At 63.0% G+C, this 19,760-nt stretch carries 24 protein-coding genes; 9 read left to right on the plus strand and 15 right to left on the minus strand.

The window, feature by feature from the left end:
* Positions 1–15 precede the first annotated feature (15 nt).
* The 9 genes from ccmI to ccmA all read right to left on the minus strand — a co-directional run bounded on the left by ccmI (position 16) and on the right by ccmA (position 6,962).
* Positions 16–1,206, minus strand: a complete 1,191-nt coding sequence (gene ccmI / locus QU606_RS06915) for a c-type cytochrome biogenesis protein CcmI (protein ID WP_024074269.1) — start codon at positions 1,204–1,206, stop codon at positions 16–18.
* Positions 1,199–1,672, minus strand: a complete 474-nt coding sequence (locus tag QU606_RS06920) for a cytochrome c-type biogenesis protein (RefSeq protein ID WP_024074268.1) — start codon at positions 1,670–1,672, stop codon at positions 1,199–1,201. Before QU606_RS06920 ends, ccmI begins: the two co-directional genes overlap by 8 nt.
* Positions 1,669–2,205 (minus strand): DsbE family thiol:disulfide interchange protein, encoded by a 537-nt coding sequence (locus QU606_RS06925; RefSeq protein ID WP_069075572.1) that lies wholly within the window; start codon positions 2,203–2,205, stop codon positions 1,669–1,671. The genes QU606_RS06920 and QU606_RS06925 overlap by 4 nt, the downstream gene beginning before the upstream one ends.
* Positions 2,202–4,190 (minus strand): heme lyase CcmF/NrfE family subunit, encoded by a 1,989-nt coding sequence (locus QU606_RS06930; protein ID WP_024074266.1) that lies wholly within the window; start codon positions 4,188–4,190, stop codon positions 2,202–2,204. The genes QU606_RS06925 and QU606_RS06930 overlap by 4 nt, the downstream gene beginning before the upstream one ends.
* Before the next feature lie 3 nt (positions 4,191–4,193).
* The gene (gene ccmE, locus QU606_RS06935) at positions 4,194–4,649 is read right to left on the minus strand and encodes a cytochrome c maturation protein CcmE (protein ID WP_069075570.1); all 456 of its coding nucleotides are present in this window, start codon (positions 4,647–4,649) and stop codon (positions 4,194–4,196) included.
* Positions 4,646–4,822 carry a heme exporter protein CcmD gene (ccmD, locus tag QU606_RS06940; RefSeq protein WP_003172771.1) on the minus strand — a complete coding sequence of 59 codons (177 nt, stop codon included), beginning with the start codon at positions 4,820–4,822 and terminating at the stop codon, positions 4,646–4,648. The genes ccmE and ccmD overlap by 4 nt, the downstream gene beginning before the upstream one ends.
* Positions 4,819–5,574 (minus strand): heme ABC transporter permease, encoded by a 756-nt coding sequence (locus tag QU606_RS06945; protein ID WP_024074264.1) that lies wholly within the window; start codon positions 5,572–5,574, stop codon positions 4,819–4,821. The genes ccmD and QU606_RS06945 overlap by 4 nt, the downstream gene beginning before the upstream one ends.
* 87 nt (positions 5,575–5,661) lie before the next feature.
* Positions 5,662–6,330 (minus strand): heme exporter protein CcmB, encoded by a 669-nt coding sequence (gene ccmB, locus QU606_RS06950; RefSeq protein ID WP_024074263.1) that lies wholly within the window; start codon positions 6,328–6,330, stop codon positions 5,662–5,664.
* Positions 6,327–6,962, minus strand: a complete 636-nt coding sequence (ccmA, locus tag QU606_RS06955; RefSeq protein WP_024074262.1) for a cytochrome c biogenesis heme-transporting ATPase CcmA — start codon at positions 6,960–6,962, stop codon at positions 6,327–6,329. Before ccmA ends, ccmB begins: the two co-directional genes overlap by 4 nt.
* A 199-nt stretch (positions 6,963–7,161) precedes the next feature.
* On the opposite strand from ccmA, the gene QU606_RS06960 reads away from it, so the two are divergent.
* Positions 7,162–8,739 (plus strand): flagellar hook-length control protein FliK, encoded by a 1,578-nt coding sequence (locus tag QU606_RS06960; protein WP_069075569.1) that lies wholly within the window; start codon positions 7,162–7,164, stop codon positions 8,737–8,739.
* Positions 8,736–9,065, plus strand: a complete 330-nt coding sequence (locus tag QU606_RS06965; RefSeq protein ID WP_024074260.1) for an EscU/YscU/HrcU family type III secretion system export apparatus switch protein — start codon at positions 8,736–8,738, stop codon at positions 9,063–9,065. Before QU606_RS06960 ends, QU606_RS06965 begins: the two co-directional genes overlap by 4 nt.
* A 253-nt stretch (positions 9,066–9,318) precedes the next feature.
* Here the strand turns inward: QU606_RS06965 and glp are convergent, their stop codons facing one another.
* Entirely contained in the window at positions 9,319–10,545 is a 1,227-nt protein-coding gene (gene glp, locus QU606_RS06970) for a gephyrin-like molybdotransferase Glp (RefSeq protein WP_069075568.1), read from the minus strand.
* A complete protein-coding gene (gene moaB / locus QU606_RS06975; protein WP_024074258.1) occupies positions 10,529–11,068 on the minus strand; it encodes a molybdenum cofactor biosynthesis protein B in 540 nt (179 codons plus the stop codon). Before moaB ends, glp begins: the two co-directional genes overlap by 17 nt.
* A 76-nt stretch (positions 11,069–11,144) precedes the next feature.
* Between moaB and mobA the strand changes: the two genes are divergently transcribed.
* Positions 11,145–11,747 (plus strand): molybdenum cofactor guanylyltransferase MobA, encoded by a 603-nt coding sequence (gene mobA / locus QU606_RS06980; RefSeq protein WP_193690365.1) that lies wholly within the window; start codon positions 11,145–11,147, stop codon positions 11,745–11,747.
* A gap of 79 nt (positions 11,748–11,826) precedes the next feature.
* The gene (locus QU606_RS06985) at positions 11,827–12,048 is read left to right on the plus strand and encodes a YgdI/YgdR family lipoprotein (protein ID WP_024074256.1); all 222 of its coding nucleotides are present in this window, start codon (positions 11,827–11,829) and stop codon (positions 12,046–12,048) included.
* Between the two features lie 54 nt (positions 12,049–12,102).
* On the opposite strand, the gene QU606_RS06990 is transcribed toward QU606_RS06985, so the two are convergent.
* The 3 genes from QU606_RS06990 to QU606_RS07000 all read right to left on the minus strand — a co-directional run bounded on the left by QU606_RS06990 (position 12,103) and on the right by QU606_RS07000 (position 13,712).
* The gene (locus QU606_RS06990) at positions 12,103–12,993 is read right to left on the minus strand and encodes a pseudouridine synthase (protein WP_069077378.1); all 891 of its coding nucleotides are present in this window, start codon (positions 12,991–12,993) and stop codon (positions 12,103–12,105) included.
* 72 nt (positions 12,994–13,065) lie between these two features.
* A complete protein-coding gene (locus QU606_RS06995) occupies positions 13,066–13,401 on the minus strand; it encodes a hypothetical protein (protein WP_010565034.1) in 336 nt (111 codons plus the stop codon).
* A gap of 74 nt (positions 13,402–13,475) precedes the next feature.
* Entirely contained in the window at positions 13,476–13,712 is a 237-nt protein-coding gene (locus tag QU606_RS07000) for a glutaredoxin family protein (RefSeq protein ID WP_024074254.1), read from the minus strand.
* 401 nt (positions 13,713–14,113) lie between these two features.
* Between QU606_RS07000 and QU606_RS07005 the strand changes: the two genes are divergently transcribed.
* Entirely contained in the window at positions 14,114–15,850 is a 1,737-nt protein-coding gene (locus QU606_RS07005) for a monovalent cation:proton antiporter-2 (CPA2) family protein (protein ID WP_146015782.1), read from the plus strand.
* On the opposite strand, the gene QU606_RS07010 is transcribed toward QU606_RS07005, so the two are convergent.
* Complete coding sequence (locus tag QU606_RS07010) at positions 15,837–17,045, minus strand: ammonium transporter (RefSeq protein ID WP_041161126.1); 1,209 nt, start codon at positions 17,043–17,045, stop codon at positions 15,837–15,839. The genes QU606_RS07005 and QU606_RS07010 overlap by 14 nt on opposite strands.
* 346 nt (positions 17,046–17,391) lie before the next feature.
* On the opposite strand from QU606_RS07010, the gene QU606_RS07015 reads away from it, so the two are divergent.
* The 4 genes from QU606_RS07015 to QU606_RS07030 all read left to right on the plus strand — a co-directional run bounded on the left by QU606_RS07015 (position 17,392) and on the right by QU606_RS07030 (position 19,691).
* The gene (locus QU606_RS07015) at positions 17,392–17,706 is read left to right on the plus strand and encodes a YqjD family protein (protein ID WP_024074251.1); all 315 of its coding nucleotides are present in this window, start codon (positions 17,392–17,394) and stop codon (positions 17,704–17,706) included.
* 3 nt (positions 17,707–17,709) lie between these two features.
* Positions 17,710–18,099 (plus strand): phage holin family protein, encoded by a 390-nt coding sequence (locus QU606_RS07020; protein ID WP_024074250.1) that lies wholly within the window; start codon positions 17,710–17,712, stop codon positions 18,097–18,099.
* Entirely contained in the window at positions 18,096–18,437 is a 342-nt protein-coding gene (locus QU606_RS07025; protein ID WP_024074249.1) for a hypothetical protein, read from the plus strand. Before QU606_RS07020 ends, QU606_RS07025 begins: the two co-directional genes overlap by 4 nt.
* 90 nt (positions 18,438–18,527) lie before the next feature.
* Positions 18,528–19,691, plus strand: coding sequence for an EAL domain-containing protein (locus QU606_RS07030; RefSeq protein WP_024074248.1), 1,164 nt, complete (start codon positions 18,528–18,530; stop codon positions 19,689–19,691).
* Positions 19,692–19,760: the final 69 nt, after the last annotated feature.

Raw genomic sequence — 19,760 nt, forward strand, 5'->3', positions numbered from 1 at the left:
AGGCGTTTCCTCGAATTACTGGTCCGGACTGTCGATGGTCAGCTGCTGCAGCGCAGTGGTGCTGCTGGCCAGGGGTTGGCTGCGGCCGATCCATTCGCCTGTGGTCGGTTGACCGGCCCGGGATATGCGCGCAACCAGTTGGACTTCGGGGAAGTTGGACAGTTTCAACTGCGGCATCATCGCGTCGGCATCGCCCAGTTCGACGGTGACGGGCAAGTCGGCGACGGTCACGCGCTTGGCCGCCAAAGGCGCCGGCGGGCCAGAGACCGCGCGGGCGAAGATGAAAACGCTGTCGCCCGGCAGGGATTTGGCCTTCACGTCGGCGGACAGATCCACGCGAACTTTCAGCGTCGCCTTAGGCGCTTGGGCGACGGTGCCACCGCTCTCTTTCAGCTTCTCTGCCGCGCGGTCAATCCCGCCTTGCAGGGCAACACGGGAATTATCTTCCGGGGGCAGTTGGGCCAGCAGGCGGCTCCAGTAGTCGATCGCTTCCTGATAGCGCTGGCCTTCAAACGCGGCAATACCGAGCAGGCCGAGGCTGGTGACTTCCTTGGGGTCCAGCTTCAGGGCTTCGTCGGTCAGGGCCTGGATTTTGGGCGACCACTGTTTGTTGTCGGCGAAGTACTGGGCCTGGGCCCATTGCCCCAACAGCTCAGGCTGGCGCCCGGCCAGGGCCACGGTGCGCTCGAAGACTTTGGCGGCATCGGCCGAACGGTCTTGTGCCATGTAGGCACGCCCGAGGAAGTACAGGCCTTCGGCAGAGTCCGGTTGCGCGGCGGCAGCGCGTTCCAGGCGGCGGGTCATGTCTTGCATGGACACCGGCGGCTGGGAGAATTCGCGAGTCAGTTCGACCTTGTCGCTGGCGCCATAATGCAGGTAAAGCACAACGCCCAGCACCGGCACCAGGAACGCCGCCAACAATGGCAAGGGTTTGCCCAGGCGCGACTCGCGGGGTTTTTCCACGCCTTCGGTGTCGGCCAGCAGCTCGCGGGCAGCTTCGGCGCGGCCGGTGTCGAGTTGCGCGGCGTTGAGTACGCCTTCGTCCTGCTGCACTTGCAGCTCGGCCACGCGTTCTTGGTAGAGCGCCACGTTCAGCGCGGTGCGGTCCTCTTCACGCTGGGCACGGCGGCCGCGCAACACAGGGATCAATAGGAAACTCAGGGCAATCAGAAGCAGCAACCCGGCTGCGAGCCAGAAATCAATCATCAGTCTTGGTGTCCAGCAATTGGTCGAGGCGTTTACGCTCTTCGGGGGATAGCGCGTCGGAGCCATCGGTAGGCGCGGCGCGGCGACGGCGGACAATCACGGCCATGACGACCACCCCGGTCAGCAGCAGCCCGGCGGGGCCGAACCAGAGCAGCGCGGTCTTGCCGGTGAGGGCCGGTTTGTAGCGCACGAAATCACCGTAGCGGTCGACCATGAAGTCGATGATCTGCTGGTTGTCCTTGCCCTCCCCCAGCATGCGGAAGATCTCTTTGCGCAGGTCGGCGGCGATCGGCGCGTTGGAATCGGCAATGTCCTGGTTCTGGCACTTGGGGCAGCGCAGTTCCTTGGTCAATTCGCGGAAACGTTCGCGGTCAGCGTCCTTGGCAAATTCGTACGTGTCGATGGCGGCATGGGCCACACCGGCCAAGCCCAGCGCCAGTACGGCAGCGGCTAACAGACGCTTCATGGCTTGGCCTCGTCGACCAGTGCCTGGTACTTGGCGGCCAGTTGCTCACGCCACACCACCTCGTCGATCACGCCGACGTATTTGTCGCGAATCACACCCTTGGCGTCGATAAAGAAGGTTTCCGGGGCACCGTAGACGCCGAGGTTCAAACCGAGGTTGCCGTCTTCATCGCGGATATCCAACTGGTATGGGTTGTGGAACTCGGCCAGCCATTTCAAGGCCGCCGCGTTGTCGTCCTTGTAGTTGATGCCGTAGATCACCACCCCCTTCTCGGCGAGCTTGTTCAGCACCGGGTGTTCGACGCGGCAGGAGATGCACCAGGTGCCCCACACGTTGACCAGCGCCGGTTTGCCCAGCAGGTCGGCCTGGGTCAGGGTTTTATCGCCCTGTACCGTCGGCAGGTTGAAGGTAGGGAACGGCTTGCCGATCATGGCCGAGGGCAACTCGGCCGGGTTCAGGTACAACCCGCGATACAGGAACACCGCCATCAGCAGGAACACCGCCAGCGGCACGACCATCAACCAACGTTTCATACCGCCGCTCCTTGCAGACCGAGGGCTTCACGCACCCGGCTCTTGACCTTGACCCGATAGCGCCGGTCCAGCGCCGCGAGCAAACCACCGACCGCCGTGATCAACCCACCGAACCAGATCCAGCGCACGAACGGTTTGACATGCACGCGCACCGCCCAGGCGCCATCACCCAGTGGCTCACCCAGGGCGACGTAGAGGTCACGGGTGAAACCGGCGTCGATCCCGGCTTCGGTCATCATCGAGCTCTGCACGGTATACAAGCGTTTTTCCGGGTGCAGCACGGCCACTTCCTTACCGTTGCGCACGACGCGGATGGTGCCTTTGTCGGAGGTGAAGTTCGGCCCTTCGAAGTGCTTGGCGCCTTCGAAGATGAAGTGATAACCGGCCAGGTCCATGGACTCGCCCGGTGCCAGGCGCAGGTCGCGCTCGGCGCTGTTCTGGCTGGAGAGCACGACGCCCAGGGCGCACACGGCGATGCCGATGTGGGCGATCTGCATGCCCCAGTAGCTGCGGGTCAGGGTCGGCAGGCCATTGATCAGGCCCTTGTGCCGGGTCTTGTCGACAATATCGCGCACACCGGCCAGCAACACCCAGGCGGCGAGCAGGAAGGTGGCCAGTACCGCCCAGTTGAAATCGCCATAGGCGATTCCGGCGATCACCGCCAAGGCGACGCTGCCCAGCAGCACTGGCATCAGCATGCCCGCCAGCCATTTGACCGGGGTGTCTTTCCAGCGCACCAGCACGCCGACCGCCATCACCACCATCAACAGGCCCATCAACGGGATAAACAACGCGTTGAAGTACGGCGGGCCGACGGACAGCTTGGCGCCGCTCAGCGCATCCAGCACCAGCGGGTACAGGGTGCCGAGCAGGATCATCGAGGCGGCCACCACCAGCACCAGGTTATTGCCCAGCAACAGGGTTTCCCGCGACCACAGGTTAAAGCCCACCTGGCTCTTGACCACGGGCGCGCGCAGGGCGAACAGGGTCAGTGAGCCCCCCACCACACACAGCAGGAAGATCAGGATAAACACGCCGCGCGCAGGATCAGACGCGAACGCATGCACCGAAGTCAGTACGCCCGAACGCACAAGGAAGGTGCCGAGCAGGCTGAGGGAAAATGCCGCGATGGCCAGCAACACGGTCCAGCTCTTGAACACGCCGCGTTTTTCAGTGACGGCCAGGGAGTGAATCAGCGCGGTGCCCACCAGCCACGGCATGAACGAGGCGTTTTCCACCGGGTCCCAGAACCACCAGCCGCCCCAGCCGAGCTCGTAGTAGGCCCACCAGGAGCCGAGGGTGATGCCAATGCCGAGGAAGGCCCAGGCCACGATGGTCCAGGGCCGCGACCAGCGCGCCCAGGCCGCATCCAGGCGCCCGCCGAGCAAGGCGGCAATGGCGAAGGCAAAGGCCACCGAGAAACCCACGTACCCCATGTAGAGCATCGGTGGATGCACGATCAGGCCGATGTCCTGCAACAACGGGTTGAGGTCATGCCCGTCCGCCGGGATCTGCGGCAGGATGCGGGTAAACGGGTTGGAGGTCATGATCAGGAACAGCAGGAAGCCGATGCTGATCATGCCCATCACCGCCAGCACCCGCGCCAGCATCACTTGTGGCAATTGCCGCGAGAAGATCGACACGGCGAACGTCCAGCCGCCGAGAATCAAGGCCCACAGCAGCAACGACCCTTCGTGGGCGCCCCACACGGCGCTGAATTTGTAGTACCAGGGCAAGGCGCTGTTGGAGTTATTGGCCACGTAGGCGACAGAAAAGTCGTCGGTCATAAAGGCGTAGGTCAGGCAGCCGAACGCGAAGACCAGGAATGCACATTGGCCCCAGGCGGCCGGCTGCGCCAGGCTCATCCACAGGCGATCGCCGCGCCAGGCGCCGAGCAACGGCACCACGGCCTGCACGATGGCAAAGCACAGGGCGAGAATCATCGCCAACTGGCCCAACTCTGGAATAAACAGTGCGGACGTCATCACTTAGCCCTCCTTGACGGGTGCTGGAGCGGGTTGGCCGCTGTCTTTCAACGCCTTGGTGACCTCGGGCGGCATGTACTTCTCGTCGTGCTTGGCCAGCACTTCATCGGCCACCACCACGCCGTCGGCGTTGAGCTTGCCCAGGGCGACAATGCCCTGGCCTTCGCGGAACAGGTCCGGGAGGATGCCGCGATAGGTGATGGTCACGGCCTTGTTGAAGTCGGTGACCACGAAGGTGACGTCAAGGGAATCACCGGAGCGTTTGAGCGAGCCCTTCTCCACCATGCCGCCGGCGCGGATGCGCGTGTCCTGCGGGGCTTCGCCATTGGCGATCTGGGTCGGGGTGTAGAACAGGTTGATGTTCTGTTGCAGGGCACTCAAGGCCAGGCCGACGGCAATGCCGACGCCCGCCAGGATGGCAAGGATGATCAACAGACGCTTTCTACGCAGCGGATTCACTTTTCGGTCTCCCGGCGCAGACGACGCGCCTCTTGTTGCAGGTAACGCTTGCGAGCCAGGATCGGCGCGGCGACGTTGAGGGCCAGCACCGCCAGGCAGATGCCATAGGCCGTCCAGACATACAGGCCATGGTGGCCCATGGCGAGAAAATCACTGAAAGAAGCAAAACTCATCCACGCGCTCCCAGGCTGGCTTGCACTTCGGCCTTGACCCACGTGGTGCGGGCTTCACGCTTGAGCACTTCGAGGCGCATGCGCATCAGCAGCACGGCGCCGAAGAAGCAGTAGAACCCCAGCACCATCAGCAGCAGCGGTGCCCACATTTCCACGGGCATGGCCGGTTTTTCGGTGAGGGTGAAGGTGGCGCCCTGGTGCAGGGTGTTCCACCACTCCACCGAGTATTTGATGATCGGGATATTGATCACGCCGACAATCGCCAGCACCGCGCAGGCCTTGGCGGCGCTGTCACGATTGCTGATCGCGTTGCCCAGGGCAATCAGACCGAAGTACAGGAACAGCAGGATCAACATGGACGTTAGTCGTGCATCCCACACCCACCACGACCCCCAGGTGGGTTTGCCCCAGATCGCGCCCGTGACCAGCGCCACGGCGGTCATCCACGCGCCGATGGGCGCGGCGCATTGCAGGGCGACGTCCGCCAGCTTCATCTTCCACACCAGGCCGACGATGCCGCACACCGCCAGCATCACGTAGCAGGACTGGGCCAGCATCGCGGTGGGCACATGGATATAGATGATGCGAAAGCTGTTGCCTTGCTGGTAGTCCGGCGGCGCGAAGGCCAGGCCCCAGACCAGGCCGATGCCGATCAGCAAAATGGCGGCGACGCTCAACCACGGCAGCAGCTTGCCGCTGATGCCGTAAAACCACTTAGGCGAGCCGAGCTTGTGAAACCAGGTCCAGTTCATTGCTGTTTCCATCACGGTTGCTGCCCGTCGTCACGGGAAGCTCAGGGTCTTTACTGGCTAAGGTTTAGAACGCTTGGCCAGACCTCATTATTCGCCGACGCTGATCTTCAGGCCGGCCGCTATAGCAAAGGGTGTCAGGGTTACCGCCAGGGCGGTCAGGCTACCCAGCCACAGCAGGTAACCGGTCGCCGGCATGCCCATGAGCGCGGCTTGCAAAGCGCCGCTGCCCAGGATCAACACCGGGATATACAACGGCAGAATCAACAGCGCCAGCAACAGGCCTCCGCGCTTCAAACCTACCGTCAGCGCCGCGCCTACCGCCCCCAACAGGCTGAGGGTCGGCGTGCCGAGCAACAAGGAAAGCAGCAACACCGGCAGGCACTCAGTGGGCAACCCTAGCATCATCGCCAGCAACGGCGAGAGCAGCACCAGCGCCAGGCCGGAAAAAGCCCAGTGTGCCAGTACCTTGGCCAGTACCAGAAGTGGCAGGGGGTGCGACGAAAGGACCCACTGTTCGAGGGAACCGTCTTCGAAATCACTGCGAAACAGCCCATCCAGCGAGAGCAGGACGGATAAAAGCGCCGCCACCCACACCAGCCCCGGCGACAAGGTTTGCAACAGTTTAGTCTCGGGGCCGACGGCCAACGGGAACAATGCGATCACAATCGCGAAGAACACCAGCGGGTTGGCCAGTTCCGCCGGGCGGCGGCACAACAACCGCGCTTCGCGTGCGACCAGCAGGGCGAACACACTCATAGCGACCACCGGCCCAGGTCAAGGTCACGGTAGCCGGCGGGCATACGCACCAGCGTGTGGTGGGTGGTCAGCACCACCATGCCACCCTGCTCGCAGTGACGGGCCAGGTGCTCTTCGAGCTGGGCGACGCCTTGTTTATCGAGGGCGGTGAACGGTTCGTCGAGAATCCACAACGGCGGGCCCGGCAGGTACAGGCGCGCCAGGGCCACGCGACGCTGTTGGCCAGCGGACAGGGTGTGACAGGGAACGTCTTCAAAGCCCTTGAGGCCGACTGCGGCCAGGGCCTGCCAGATGGCATCGCGGGAGGCAGGGTGATGCAGGGCGCTGAGCCAGCTGAGGTTTTCTTCGGCGCTGAGCACGTCCTTGATACCGGCGGCGTGGCCGATCCAGACCAGGTTGCGGGCCAGCTCGGTGCGCTGTTCGTTCAACGGCTTGCCATTGAGCCGGACTTCACCGGCCGTCGGCTGCATCAGCCCGGCCAGCAGGCGTAACAGGCTGGTCTTGCCGCTGCCATTGGGGCCGCTGATCTGCACCATGTCACCGCCCGCCAGACGCAATTCGAGGTGTTCGAACAGCAGGCGCAGGTCGCGTTCACAGGCAAGCGCTACGGCTTCAAGAAGAGGGCTGGTCAAGAGATCGCGGGCCTTTACGGTTCAAGTCGGCGGTGCAGCGGCCGTTATAGAAAGAAGCACAATAACGGCTTTGGCGACCGATTTTAGAGAGCTGGATCAAATAGTTGTGAGGTTTTTACCGCTCTCTTTGCAGACGGGCGGCATTATACATGCGATGCCCTACGCTAAAGAGGGCAATTTCCCAGAGACGACGCGCGCGATGACCGGTGAGATCAACCTTCCTACGCTTCCTCCCGCCCCGGTGGCCGGGCAAAGCCCCGCGCCTGCCCCAGGCGCCTTGCTCAAACTGCTGGAGCCGCAAATCGGGCTGATCGACCCGGGTAAAACCGTGAACGCCGAGGTTCTCGCCCTGAAACAAGGGGGCGAGGCGTTTCAGCTGTTGCTCAAATTGACCCTGGACGGTGGCCGCCAGACCCTGGTGCAGGCCAGCAGCCCGCAGCCCTTGCCGCTGGGCACTAACGTATCGGTCAGCCAGACCCCGGCCGGCAACCTGGCCATCAGCCTGCAACAAGCCTTGAGCGCCAATGTCGCCGCACTGACCCGTATCGATACGTCCAAGCTGCCGGAAGGCACCCTGCTGCAGGCCAAGGTGCTGACCACCCAGGCCCTGCCCCAGGGCACCACGCAGCCGGCGATCTATCGGTCGCTGGTGACCGTGCTCAATAACGCCTTGGCTGGCGCGACGCTGACGGTGGAAAGCCCGCAACCCTTGCGCGTGGGCAGTTTGCTCAGCGCCGTGGTGCAGAACGCGCAAACCCTGAACTTCGTGCCGTTGAGCGGGCTCAAGGATCAATTGGCGGTCACCCAGCAACTCGCCACCCAGCAAAGTCGCCAGGGCTCGCTGGATGTGGTGTTCACCGCGCTGCAAAACCTGCCGAAAAGTGACAGCACCTCGGCCGACCTGCGCGCGGCCGCCGAGCGTTTGCTGGCCGCGTTGCCCGACCTGGCGCAGGTCAGCAACCCCAAGGTGCTGGCGCAGGTGATCCAGAACAGCGGGGCCTTTCTCGAAGCCAAATTACTCGCGGGGCAAAACCCGCAGGTACCGCCGCTGGATATGAAGGGCGCGCTGCTGCGCCTGGTCGCCGACCTGGTACCGGCCCTGCCGGCCAACACCAACTTGAGTGCCATCCTCGCTGCCAACACCCTGGCTCAGGTCTTACCGAACTTTGTGCGTAGCCCGCTGAACACCCTGGGCCAGGTCAGCGCCCGACAAATACCCGCCAGTTTCCCGCTGCCCGAACGGCTCATGGCAAAGCTGGAGGGTGAAGGCGACTTGGAAAACCTGCTGCGCCTGGCCGCCGGGGCGATCTCGCGCCTGCAGAGCCACCAGCTGTCGAGCCTGGAGCAAACCGGTACCACTGCCGATGGCCGGCTGCAAACCACCTGGCAACTGGAAATCCCCATGCGCACGTTGCAAGACATCGTGCCGTTGCAGGTCAAGTTCCAGCGTGAAGAGCCGACGCCGGACAAGGAACAGCCTGAACGTAAAGAAAAGAAGGACCCCAAGCAGATGCTTTGGCGCGTCGAATTGGCCTTCGATATGGAGCCGCTGGGGCCGTTGCAGGTCCAGGCGCAACTGACCCAAGGCAAGCTGTCCAGCCAGTTGTGGGCCTCGCGCGCCTTCACCGCCAGCCTGATCGAGAGCCACCTGGGCAGCCTTCGCGAGCGCCTGGTGTCATCGGGGCTCAACGTCGGCGATCTGGATTGCCACCTGGGCACGCCACCCCGCGGGCCCAAAACCGGATTGGAACAACGCTGGGTGGATGAAACCGCATGAAAAACTCCAACCCGCCGCGCCAGGCAATTGCGCTCAAATACGACGGCCAGCAAGCGCCGACCCTGACCGCCAAGGGCGACGACGCCCTGGCCGAAGCGATACTCAAGTTGGCCCGGGAAAATGAAGTGCCTATCTATGAAAACGCCGAGCTGGTAAAGCTGCTCGCGCGCATGGAACTGGGGGACAGTATCCCGGAGGAGTTGTACCGCACGATCGCCGAGATCATTGCGTTTGCCTGGACGTTGAAGGGCAAGTTTCCGGTGGGGTACGACCCGGATGCCGGGCCCGTGGAGCGGGATGTGACCGAGCGTGGCGACGATTACTGAATGTACGCATCTTTGTGGCGAGCGGGTTTGTTGTGGCGAGCGGGCTTGCCCCGCGTTGGGGCGCGAAGCGGCCCCATTACAGGCGATGTGTTTTTAACTGACACACCGCGGTGCCTGGTTTTGGGGCTGCTGCGCAGCCCAACGCGGGGCAAGCCCGCTCGCCACAACAAGCCCGTTCACCACAGCAAGCCCGCTCGCCACAGGGATCCCATGTTTACTGCGCGACAGCGCTAAGTCGACATTCAGCTTGAGGTCAATTCAGGACTTCGCTCAGGGGGATGAAATTGACGCGATCACCCATCTCCAGCGTCGTACCCTCCAACACCTCCACCAACCCTTGCGCCCACGCCGCGCTGCGCAGCACGCCGGAGCTCTGGTTGCGATAGATGATCGCCCGGCCCTGCTCGATGCGCCCGCGCAGGTATTCGCGGCGGTTGCCCGGCTTGGGCCAGGTGAAGCCCGCAGGCACTTCGAAACGCAGCGGCTCAACTTCTGCCACACCTTGGCGGCGCAACAGGTAAGGCCGTGCCAACAGGGCAAAGGTCACCAGGGTCGATGCCGGGTTGCCCGGCAGGCCGATCACCGGTACGCCGCGGAAGTGACCAAAGGTCAGCGGCTTGCCCGGCTTGATCGCCAGCTTCCACAAGGCCAGTTCACCCTCTTCACGCAAGGCGATGCCAAGGAAGTCCGCCTCGCCCACCGACACTCCGCCGGTCGACAGAATCAGGTCGACATGGCCCAGGCCCGCCAGGCGGGTACGCGTCTGCTCCAGGTCATCGGGAAGAATACCGGCATCGATCACATCGCAGCCCAGGCGTTCGAGCCAGCTGCATAGCACGCGGCGGTTGCTGTTGTAGATCTGGCCTGGGCCCAACGGCAAACCCGGCTCGATCAATTCGTCGCCGGTGGACAGCACCCCGACGCGCACACGGCGCACGATGCTCAAGCAGTCGTGGCCCAGCGACGCCGCCAGGCCCAGTTCGATCGGGCCCAGGCGTGTGCCAGCGGACAGTACCCGTTCGCCCACCGTGGTTTCCTGGCCCTGGGGGCGAATGTTCTGGCCGACGTGCAGCGGCTGAGTAAAGCTGACGCGCTCATCGGCATGGACCTCGGCGTTTTCCTGCATCTCAACGCAGTCCGCGCCTTCGGGCACTGGCGCTCCCGTGAAGATGCGCGCACAGGTCCCCAGGGCCAAGGGCTGCGGCGCGGCCCCTGCGAAAATGCGCTGGCTCACCACCAGCGGCTCTCCCGTCCAGTCCGCCAGACGCACGGCGTAACCGTCCATGGCGCTGTTGGGCCAGGGCGGCAGGTCGAGGGTCGAGACCATGTCTTGCGCCAATACCCGACCGTCGCACTCGGCCAGGGGCAATACTTCCTGCTCGCGGATCGGTGCCGCTTCAGCCATGTCCAGTAATTGCCGCAGTGCGTCTTCCACCGGCATCAGGGCACCGGTCTTGCCCGGCTTATCCACGGGATTCACAGGGTTCGGCCTGCTTGAGGTGCGGCACGAAGTTGCAGGGGCGGTGACGGTTGTCCAACTGCTCGGCGAGGATACCGTCCCACCCGGTGCGCACGGCGTTGGTAGAGCCGGGCAGGCAGCACACCAGGGTGCCATTGGCCAGGCCGGCCAGGGCGCGGGATTGCACGGTGGAGGTGCCGATATCGGCCACGGAGATCTGCCGGAACAGTTCACCGAAGCCGTCGACCTGTTTGTCGAGCAGGCAGCTCACGGCTTCCGGGGTGCTGTCGCGACCGGTGAAGCCAGTGCCACCGGTGATCAACACCACTTGCACCACGTCTTCTGCGATCCAGTGGGCGACCTGGGCGCGGATCTTGTAGAGGTCGTCCTTGAGCAGCACGCGTTCGGCAAGGTGGTGGCCGGCGGCGATCAGGCGGTCGACGAACACCTGGCCCGACGTGTCGGTGTCCAGGGTGCGGGTGTCGCTGACGGTCAGTACAGCGATATTCAGGGGTACGAAGGGCGCATCTGCCTTGGCTTTCATGGCACGGTCCGGTTGTCGAAGGAACAGCCCGATGTTATATCACAGGCCCCCATTTACCTGCCGCTGCGGAACCCACATGCCCGATGATTCTTCGCCCCTGCCCTGTTCGATTCTGCTGCTGGCCGGTGGCCGCGGCCAACGCATGGGCGGCCAGGACAAAGGTCTGCTCCAATGGCACGGCGCGCCGTTGATCGCGCACTTGCAGCGCCTGGTCCGGCCGCTGACCGACGACCTGATCATCTCGTGCAATCGCAACCAGGACCGGTATGCGCCCTACGCCGACCAACTGGTGAATGACGACAGCCCGGACTTTCCCGGGCCGCTGGCGGGCGTCCGCGCGGGATTAGCCGCCGCACGCCATGAACATTTGCTGGTTTTGCCGTGCGATGTCCCGCACCTCGATGCCCAACTGCTCGCCGACCTGCGTAGGATTGCACAACAGCATCCACAGCTGCCGGTGATGGTGCATCACGGTGAGTTCTGGGAACCCTTGATCTGCATCATCCCGACCAGCCTGCAAACCGAGGTAGAACGGGGTTGGCAAGCCGGTGAGCGCAGTCCGCGCAAGCTCTTCCTGCAACTGGGTGGCGTGGGGCTGGACTGCCCGCCCGATGACCCGCGCCTGGCCAACCTGAACACACCCGCGCTGTTACACACGCAGCCTGGCGTGTCAGAATGAACCTCGCACAAGGAACTTTGTCGACGCCTTACACGTCACAGAGTCAGCACTCAAAAAGAATTCTCTCGGAGACACACTCATGACTCAACGGACCATCGCCGCTCTCATGCTTGCACTGGGCCTCGCTACCCTTGCCGGTTGCGCCTCGCCAACAGTGATCACCCTGAATGACGGTCGCGAAATCCAGGCCGTCGACACCCCGAAATACAATGAAGATACGGGTTTCTACGAATTCGAGCAGCTTGACGGCAAGCGCACCCGCATCAACAAAGACCAGGTTCGCACCGTTAAAGACCTGTAAGCCCAGCGCTTGCACCCAAGGCCCGCCGCGTGCGGGCCTTGTCGTTTCCGGGGGTTACCAGTGGAGGGTGATCTGGCTGCGGAAACTGCGCGCCTCACCGCTGACCGGGTCGATAAAACGCACCCCCTGGGCCAGCAGTTTCAAGGGGTTGGCGTAGTCGTCCACGGCATCCTTGATCACCTCTGGGTAGAACGGGTCGTTGCAGATACTCGCCCCCAGCGCTGTCATGTGCACGCGCAGCTGATGCTTCTTACCGGTCACAGGGAAGAGGCCGTAACGCCATAAGTCGCCGTGTTTTTCACGCACTTCAACCGCCGTTTCGGTGTTGCTGGCACCCTCGCCTTCCTGCATGCGGAAGAACGGTTCGCCATCGACCAGGCGGCTTTTATGCACGAGGGGGAAGGTCAGGTTCGGCAAGGCCGGGGCGATGGCTTCGTAGAATTTATCGATCCGGCGCGTGGGGAACAGTTGCTGGTAGGCCGAACGGCTGTGGGGATTGGCCGAGAACAGCACCAGCCCCGCCGTATGCCGGTCGATGCGATGCAGGGGCACCAACGACGGGTTATCCAGACGGCGAATCAGGCGACGCAACAGGGTTTGCTCGACATATTCACCGGCCGGGGTCACGGGCAGGAAATGCGGCTTGTCGGCCACCACCAAGTGCTCGTCGGCATACAGGATGGTTTCCTGCACCGGGATCACTTTTTCGTTGGGCACTTCACGGAAGTAATAGATGCACAGGCCTTCCTTGTAGGCCAGGTCCAGCGGAATCGGGCGGCCGTTGATATCCAGCACCCGACCCCGCGCAATGCGGTCCAGCCAATGTTCACGACTGATCGCCGGGAAATGCCCGCACAGGCACTCCAGGACCGTCGCCCAAGAGCCGGGAGGCAAATACAAAGTGCTGGCTTGGTGCTGGGACGCGGAAAAACCGGAAGTGGACATGCCGATGCTCGAAACCTGGAAAAACAGGCCGGCATTATCCCGCATGGAGCGGGATCAAGCCTAGGGCGGATCTCAGGCCTTGGCCAATTCCGCGCGCAGGATCGGCGAGGCACTGGCCGCCTCGGTGAACTCCTTGAGCCAGCGCAGCACGTCCACCGCCTCCCAGCGGCCGGGGTCGTACAACGCGTAGAGCAAGCCCTGGTAACCCACCACATCCAGCTGCTTGTGGTAACCGGCGCGCTGGAACAACGCCTCGATCTCCGCAAAGCAGGTATTGAAATGCACTTTGTTAAACGGCGTCTTGCCTTCCGTGACCAGGCCGTCGAGGCGCAGCTCGTTCACCGCGTCGCGCACGACATCGGCGGACATGCGATTGACGCTGCTTTTCAGTTGTTCAACATTCACCACGGGCGTTCCCTCTATTCAATCGCTGTACAAACATACAGTAACGTAATATTCGGAAACTCGCCATCGCATAAACGTCAGCGCAGGAAGGCGACAACCTGCTCAGTGTCGAAAGGCCAATCCAGTTCAGCTCCGGTATCTACCCGTCGAAGCACCGGAATCCTTAGGCCGTAGGCGTCGGTCAGGTCTTCGGGGTCGGTGATATCAACCAACTCGACCAGCAACCCGTGTTCGACGAGCGGAATGATTTCGGCCTCGGCAATTTCACAAAGATGGCAACCCAGGGTGCCGAACAGCTGGCATTCAGGAAGCATGACGAATGGACCTGATCAGTAAGTAGACGAACATTCTAAGCCTGACGAAAACCTGTGGCGAGGCAGCCCTTTGTGGCAGGCTTACTGCGTTGAGCAAACTGCCTGTGGCGAGCGGGCTTGCCCCGCGTTGGGCTGCGCAGCAGCCCCAAAACCAAACACCGTATTTCTGCCTGAGGGAACGTGGGGGGCCTATTGGGGCCGCTTCGCGCCCCAACGCGGGGCAAGCCCGCTCGCCACAACAAGCCCGTTCGCCACAAACATCACAATAGGCGCGCTTGCCACGGCAGCTCATCAATCACAATAAGCCCGCCGACCACAATAAAACCCTGACCCAGATCACCATGGCCTATAACTGACTCAGCCACTCTCACGGCCTTTTGTCCGCTCGCCCTGCAACGGAGATGCTTGTGTTCGCCAACCTGCTGATCATTCTGGCCTCATCCCTGGTGGTGATTGCGCTGTTTCGCCGGCTGCAATTGCCCCCCGTGCTGGGCTACCTGTGCGTGGGCCTGGCCGTGGGACCGACCGCCCTCGACTGGGTGAATGACAGTGAAGCATTGCCCGACCTGGCCGAACTCGGCGTGGTGTTCCTGCTGTTTTCCCTGGGCCTGGAGTTTTCCCTGACCAAGATGCTCGCCCTGCGCCACGTGGTGTTTGGCTTGGGCAGCTTGCAGGTACTGGGCTGCGGGATGCTGCTGGGAGGCCTGTTGATGGGGTTTGGGCTCGCGCCCGGCGTCGCACTGTTGCTCGGCGCCGGGCTGGCCTTGTCCTCCACGGCCATCGTCAGCAAGGAGCTGACCAGCCTCGGAGAAATCTTCAGCAGCCATGGCCAGAATGCGATTGGCGTGTTGCTGTTCCAGGATGTGGTCGCGGTGCTGCTGTTGACGCTGGTGCCGGTGTTTACCGGCAGCAGTGAACAGGCCTGGTACTGGGCGCTGCCACTGACCCTGGGCAAGACCGGGGTGCTGTTCATTGGCCTGTTGCTCGCCAGCCGTTGGTTGTTGCCACGCCTGTTCCATGAAGTCGCCGCCTCCCACTCGGCTGAGCTGTTCGTGCTGCTGGCCTTGGTGATCGTCCTGCTGACGGCCTGGCTCACCCATTTGCTTGGGCTCTCCCCTGCCCTCGGCGCCTTTCTGGCCGGCATGCTGCTGGGAGAAAGCCACTACCGGCACCAGATCGAAGCGGATATCCGGCCGTTTCGCGACATCCTGCTGGGGCTGTTTTTCGTCAGCATCGGCATGCTGATCGACCTGCAACTGTTCCTTAGCCACAGCCTGCTGATCCTCGGCCTGACCCTCACGCTGATGCTGGTCAAAGGGTGTGTGGTGGCCGCACTGGTCAAGCTGCGTGGCAGCGACAGCGAAACCGCCTGGCGCAGTGGCCTGGCCCTGGCCCAGGGCGGCGAATTTTGTTTTGCATTGATGGCGCAGATGCAGCAGGGCCGGCTGATACCCGATGAATTCAACGGCCTGCTGCTCGCCGCGACCTTCTGCTCGATGCTGCTGACCCCATTGCTGTTGCGCGCCGCACCGGCCATCGCCCTGCGTCTGCACCGTAAACCCAACCAGCAAGTACAACTGGAAGCCATCACCGCGCTCAATGCCCAATTGCACGGGCATGCGGTGATCTGTGGCTACGGGCGGGTCGGCCAATCCATCGGGCGCTTCCTGCGTCGGGAACAACAGGCTTACATCGCCCTGGATGATGACCCGGAACGGGTGCAGGAAGCCGCCACCGAAGACAGCAGCGTGCACTACGGCGACTGCCGCCGTGGCGCCTTGCTCAGCGCGGTCGGCCTGGAGCGGGCGCGGTTGGTGGTGATCGCGGTGGACAATACCGATGTGGCCCTGGCGGTGCTGAAGGAGGCGCGCCGGATCAACCCGCAGGTACCGATCCTGGTGCGCACCCGCGACGACAGCCAACTGGCCGAGCTGAAAGCCGCCGGCGCCAGCGAAGTGGTGCCGGAGCTATTGGAGTCGAGCCTGATGCTCGCCTCCCACGCCTTGATCCTGCTGGGCCTGCCGGACCATCAGGTGCAGGCGCGGGTGGATGAAGTGCGACATAACCGCTACCGCCTGCTGCACGGCTTTTATTCGCACCCGGGCACTGACGAAGAGGCGCCGATCAATCCTGACTGACTGCGCCGATCTTGTGGATCGACAGGTCCGCGCCGTAATACTCCTCTTCCTGGCTAAGGCGCAGCCCATGTACGTGCTTGATCACGCCATACACCAGCAGGCCGCCGCCCAGCGCCACGACCACGCCGAGGGCCGTACCGATCAACTGGCTGAGCAGGCTCACGCCGCCCAAACCGCCCAGGGCCGCCTGGCCGAAGATGCCGCAGGCAATGCCGCCCCACACGCCGCACAGGCCATGCAGCGGCCACACGCCCAGTACATCGTCGATTTTCCAACGATCCTGGGCGGCGATAAAGCACCACACAAACAGGCCACCGGCCACCACCCCCGTGACCAGAGCGCCCACCGGGTGCATCAGGTCGGAACCGGCGCAGATCGCCACCAGCCCGGCCAGCGGGCCGTTGTGCAGGAAGCCGGGGTCGTTGCGACCGATCACCAGGGCCGCCACGGTGCCACCGACCATGGCCATCAACGAATTGACCGCCACCAGGCCGCTGACCCCGTCCAGGGTCTGGGCGCTCATCACGTTAAAGCCGAACCAGCCGACAATCAGAATCCACGAGCCCAGCGCCAGGAACGGAATACTCGACGGCGCAAACGCCACCAGGCGCCCTTCGCGATAACGTCCATTGCGCGGCCCCAGCAACAGCACCGCCGCCAGCGCCAGCCAGCCGCCCATGGCATGCACCACCACCGACCCGGCAAAATCATGGAAGCGGGCACCAAAGGTCGCGAGCAACCAGGCTTGCAGGCCGAAATTGCCGTTCCACACCATGCCTTCGAAAAACGGGTAGATGAAGGCTACGATCAACGCCGTCGCGCACAACTGCGGAGCGAACTTTGCACGCTCGGCAATGCCCCCGGAAATGATCGCCGGGATCGCGGCGGCAAAGGTCAGCAGGAAGAAGAACTTCACCAGGCCATAGCCATGATCGACACTGATCACCGCTGCCGGATGCATGAAACTCACGCCATAGGAGATCCAATAGCCTATAAAGAAATAGGCCAGGGTCGAGATGGCGAAGTCGCTGAGGATCTTCGACAGGGCGTTGACCTGGTTCTTCTGGCGCACGGTGCCGACTTCGAGGAAGGCGAAACCGGCATGCATGGCCAGGACCATGACCGCACCAATCAGGATGAACAGAGTGTTGGAGCTATGGACAAGAGTGTCCACCGCGCTTTGCAAATTTTCCATGGAGGTTGGCAGGCCTGCATTAAAGGCAAAAAGCACCAAAGCGGTTCAAGCCAGCGAATCGCGCACTAAATTGGCACCAGCGGCCCCACCCCTCTTGCGAGGGTGTGAACCGCTTTAGCGCAGCGATCAGCACAACGGGCCATCCCCGACAGGGTTTTTCCGCGAGTTTCAGTTATTTTGGGTAAGGTTTTTGTAGGCTTGAGCCCCGACCGCCCAGATTCAGCGCAGGCCCAGGGGCAGGCGCACCAAGGCAAAGCAAAAGCTGTACCACACAATTGCAATGAACCTTCACCGACACCGGTGACTCGAAACCACACGCATAGATCAGCCACTCACGGAGATAACCATGGCCAGCAAAACGACGAAGACGGCTCAAGAAATACTGATGGCGGATTTTCAAACCCTGGTCAGCGATACCGAAAAGTTGCTCGACGACACCGCCATCCTGGCCGGCGACCAGGCCGACGAGCTGCGCGCCAAGATCCACGACAGCCTGCTCAAGGCCCGCGAAACCCTGCAACTGACCGAAGATTCCCTGCGCGAGCGCAGCAAGGCCGCCGTCACGGCAACGGAAGATTACGTGCAGGCCAACCCCTGGCAGTCGGTGGGCATTGCCGCCGGCGTGGGCTTTCTGATCGGCCTGTTGGCTACAAGGCGCTAAATCATGTCTATCGGCGAATCCGGCTCGTCAACGGGCCCAAGTTCTACCTCACGGCGCCTGGGTGCGGCTGTGCTGGGCTTGCTGCACAGCCATGTCGAACTGTTTGGTATCGAATTGCAGGAACAGAAGGCGCGCACGGTCAGCCTGCTGCTGTTTGCCGGCCTGGCGCTGGTGTTTGCCCTGTTGTTGCTGGTGGGGTTGTCGACCCTGGTGATGATCCTGGTGTGGGACACCGGCTACCGCCTGACCGGGATCGTCTGCCTCTGCGTGTTCTATACCCTGGCGGCAGCCTTTTGCGGCGTGCGCCTGAAAGCAGCGGTGTTCGATGAGTCCACGCCGTTCCACGCCACGCTCGAAGAGCTGGCCAATGATCGGGAGCGCCTGTTGCCATGAGCCTGAATGAAATCCCGCCCTCCACGACCCGTCGGGAAATGCGCAAGGCGTTGATCCGCCTGCGCATGGAAATGCACCGCCAGGAAATCCGCCACGAGTCCCAGCAACTGATGCTGCCCCTGACCAAGGTGCGCAACATGAGTCATAACTGGCAGGACAGCCTCGGCATCAAGCACGCGCCGCTGTGGGGCGTGGCGGCGGTGACGCTGATCGGCTTCTTTACCGGCAAGGGTGCCAAGGGCGGCAGCATCAGTAGCCTGACCCGCCTGGTGCGACTGGGCGCTGGCTTGATTCCACTGATCAAACTGGCCATGCAAGGCGCTTCACGCAAAGGTTGAGCCCTGCTGGCTGCATTCTTGCAAACAGAAACGACCCGGCCCTCCTGCGAGGGCCGGGTCTTTTTTCGCCAACGCTTTTAAGGAGGCCCCGTGATTGACGGGCAACCGCTCGCCTGCTTCCAGCCGTTTATCGACACCGCCACCGGACGCATTGCCGGCGTTGAGGCCCTCGGCCGCCTGCGCCAGGCTGATGGCCGCCTGCTCTCCGTCGGCCCGCTCTTTGCCGACCCGCGCACCCCAGGCGGAGCATTGCGTCGCCTGGACCGGCAGATTCGTGACAACGCCTTGAGCCGCCTGCATGAGGTGCCGCAGGACTGGTTCCTCAGCCTGAACATCTCGCCGCGCTGGATCAACCGCTTGCGTGTCGGCCAGGCCTTGCCCAGCCTGCAACAGCTCAAAGCCCATGACGTCGACCCGGCCCGTATCGTGTTCGAGATCACTGAACTGGGTGGTGATATCCAGCGCCTGGCCGATGTGGTGGCGCGTTATCGCGAGGCCGGCGCGCGCATTGCCATCGATGACTTCGGCGCCGGTTATTCCCAGCTCGACCGGGTACTGGCCTTGCAGCCGGACATTCTCAAGCTGGACATGCGCCTGTTCCAGGAAGCCGCCCGCGGAGGCCCCAGCAGCGAAGTGGTGCGCGCCCTGGCGCAAATGGCGGAAAAAACCGGCTGCTGGATCATCGCCGAGGGGGTAGAAACCGAGGCGCAGTTGAGCTTCGCCCTGGAGTGTGGCTCGCGTTATGTGCAAGGTTATCTGTTCGCCCAGGCCCAGTTGGACTGGTTTGCCACCGATGCCTTCGTGCCGCGTTTTGCCCAACTGCGTGCCGCGTACGTCCAGCAGAAACTGGCGGAGCGCGGGCGCGTCATGCAACTGCGCCGGCAATTGGCCGAGCTGATGAGCATCCTGCAGGCCTGGGCCCAGGGCCAGGCACCACTGAGCCAGCTGCCGCAACTGCCGGACTATCCATGGTTGTTGCGCTTTTACCAATGCGACCGCCATGGCACCCAACTGACGCCCAACTTCGAATGGCGCCAGGACGCCTGGCAAGCCGACAGCCGCTATCTGGGCCACAACTGGTCGTGGCGCCCATACTTCTATCATCTGCTGGCTGAAGGCTGGGAGGAGCGGCGCCTGACGCTGTCCTCGACCTACCGCGATGCCACCACCAACCAGTATTGCCTGACCGCCGGACAATTCTTCGATAATGGCCAGCGCTTGCTGTTGATCGATATCGACGCGGCCGGCCTGTAGATTTTTGCTTGCCCCGCCAAGGCGGAACCGGGAAGCTGGGCGGGTCATTCACCGCACGGAGAGTACCCG

The organism is Pseudomonas sp. OVF7, from assembly GCF_030644265.1.
Lineage (GTDB): Bacteria > Pseudomonadota > Gammaproteobacteria > Pseudomonadales > Pseudomonadaceae > Aquipseudomonas > Aquipseudomonas gorinensis.

Bases quoted from the DNA above. Each gene is read 5' to 3' on its own strand.
- QU606_RS07010 (WP_041161126.1), bottom strand. From the start codon at position 17,045: ATGGAAAATTTGCAAAGCGCGGTGGACACTCTTGTCCATAGCTCCAAC.
- QU606_RS07025 (WP_024074249.1), top strand. From the start codon at position 18,096: ATGAGCCTGAATGAAATCCCGCCCTCCACGACCCGTCGGGAAATGCGC.
- QU606_RS06920 (WP_024074268.1), bottom strand. From the start codon at position 1,672: ATGAAGCGTCTGTTAGCCGCTGCCGTACTGGCGCTGGGCTTGGCCGGT.
- QU606_RS07005 (WP_146015782.1), top strand. From the start codon at position 14,114: ATGCTTGTGTTCGCCAACCTGCTGATCATTCTGGCCTCATCCCTGGTG.
- QU606_RS07000 (WP_024074254.1), bottom strand. From the start codon at position 13,712: ATGCTTCCTGAATGCCAGCTGTTCGGCACCCTGGGTTGCCATCTTTGT.
- QU606_RS07015 (WP_024074251.1), top strand. From the start codon at position 17,392: ATGGCCAGCAAAACGACGAAGACGGCTCAAGAAATACTGATGGCGGAT.
- mobA (WP_193690365.1), top strand. From the start codon at position 11,145: ATGCCCGATGATTCTTCGCCCCTGCCCTGTTCGATTCTGCTGCTGGCC.
- ccmI (WP_024074269.1), bottom strand. From the start codon at position 1,206: ATGATTGATTTCTGGCTCGCAGCCGGGTTGCTGCTTCTGATTGCCCTG.
- ccmD (WP_003172771.1), bottom strand. From the start codon at position 4,822: ATGAGTTTTGCTTCTTTCAGTGATTTTCTCGCCATGGGCCACCATGGC.
- QU606_RS06945 (WP_024074264.1), bottom strand. From the start codon at position 5,574: ATGAACTGGACCTGGTTTCACAAGCTCGGCTCGCCTAAGTGGTTTTAC.
- ccmB (WP_024074263.1), bottom strand. From the start codon at position 6,330: ATGAGTGTGTTCGCCCTGCTGGTCGCACGCGAAGCGCGGTTGTTGTGC.
- QU606_RS06925 (WP_069075572.1), bottom strand. From the start codon at position 2,205: ATGAAACGTTGGTTGATGGTCGTGCCGCTGGCGGTGTTCCTGCTGATG.
- QU606_RS06930 (WP_024074266.1), bottom strand. From the start codon at position 4,190: ATGACGTCCGCACTGTTTATTCCAGAGTTGGGCCAGTTGGCGATGATT.
- QU606_RS06985 (WP_024074256.1), top strand. From the start codon at position 11,827: ATGACTCAACGGACCATCGCCGCTCTCATGCTTGCACTGGGCCTCGCT.
- QU606_RS06960 (WP_069075569.1), top strand. From the start codon at position 7,162: ATGACCGGTGAGATCAACCTTCCTACGCTTCCTCCCGCCCCGGTGGCC.
- QU606_RS07020 (WP_024074250.1), top strand. From the start codon at position 17,710: ATGTCTATCGGCGAATCCGGCTCGTCAACGGGCCCAAGTTCTACCTCA.
- moaB (WP_024074258.1), bottom strand. From the start codon at position 11,068: ATGAAAGCCAAGGCAGATGCGCCCTTCGTACCCCTGAATATCGCTGTA.
- QU606_RS06990 (WP_069077378.1), bottom strand. From the start codon at position 12,993: ATGTCCACTTCCGGTTTTTCCGCGTCCCAGCACCAAGCCAGCACTTTG.
- QU606_RS06965 (WP_024074260.1), top strand. From the start codon at position 8,736: ATGAAAAACTCCAACCCGCCGCGCCAGGCAATTGCGCTCAAATACGAC.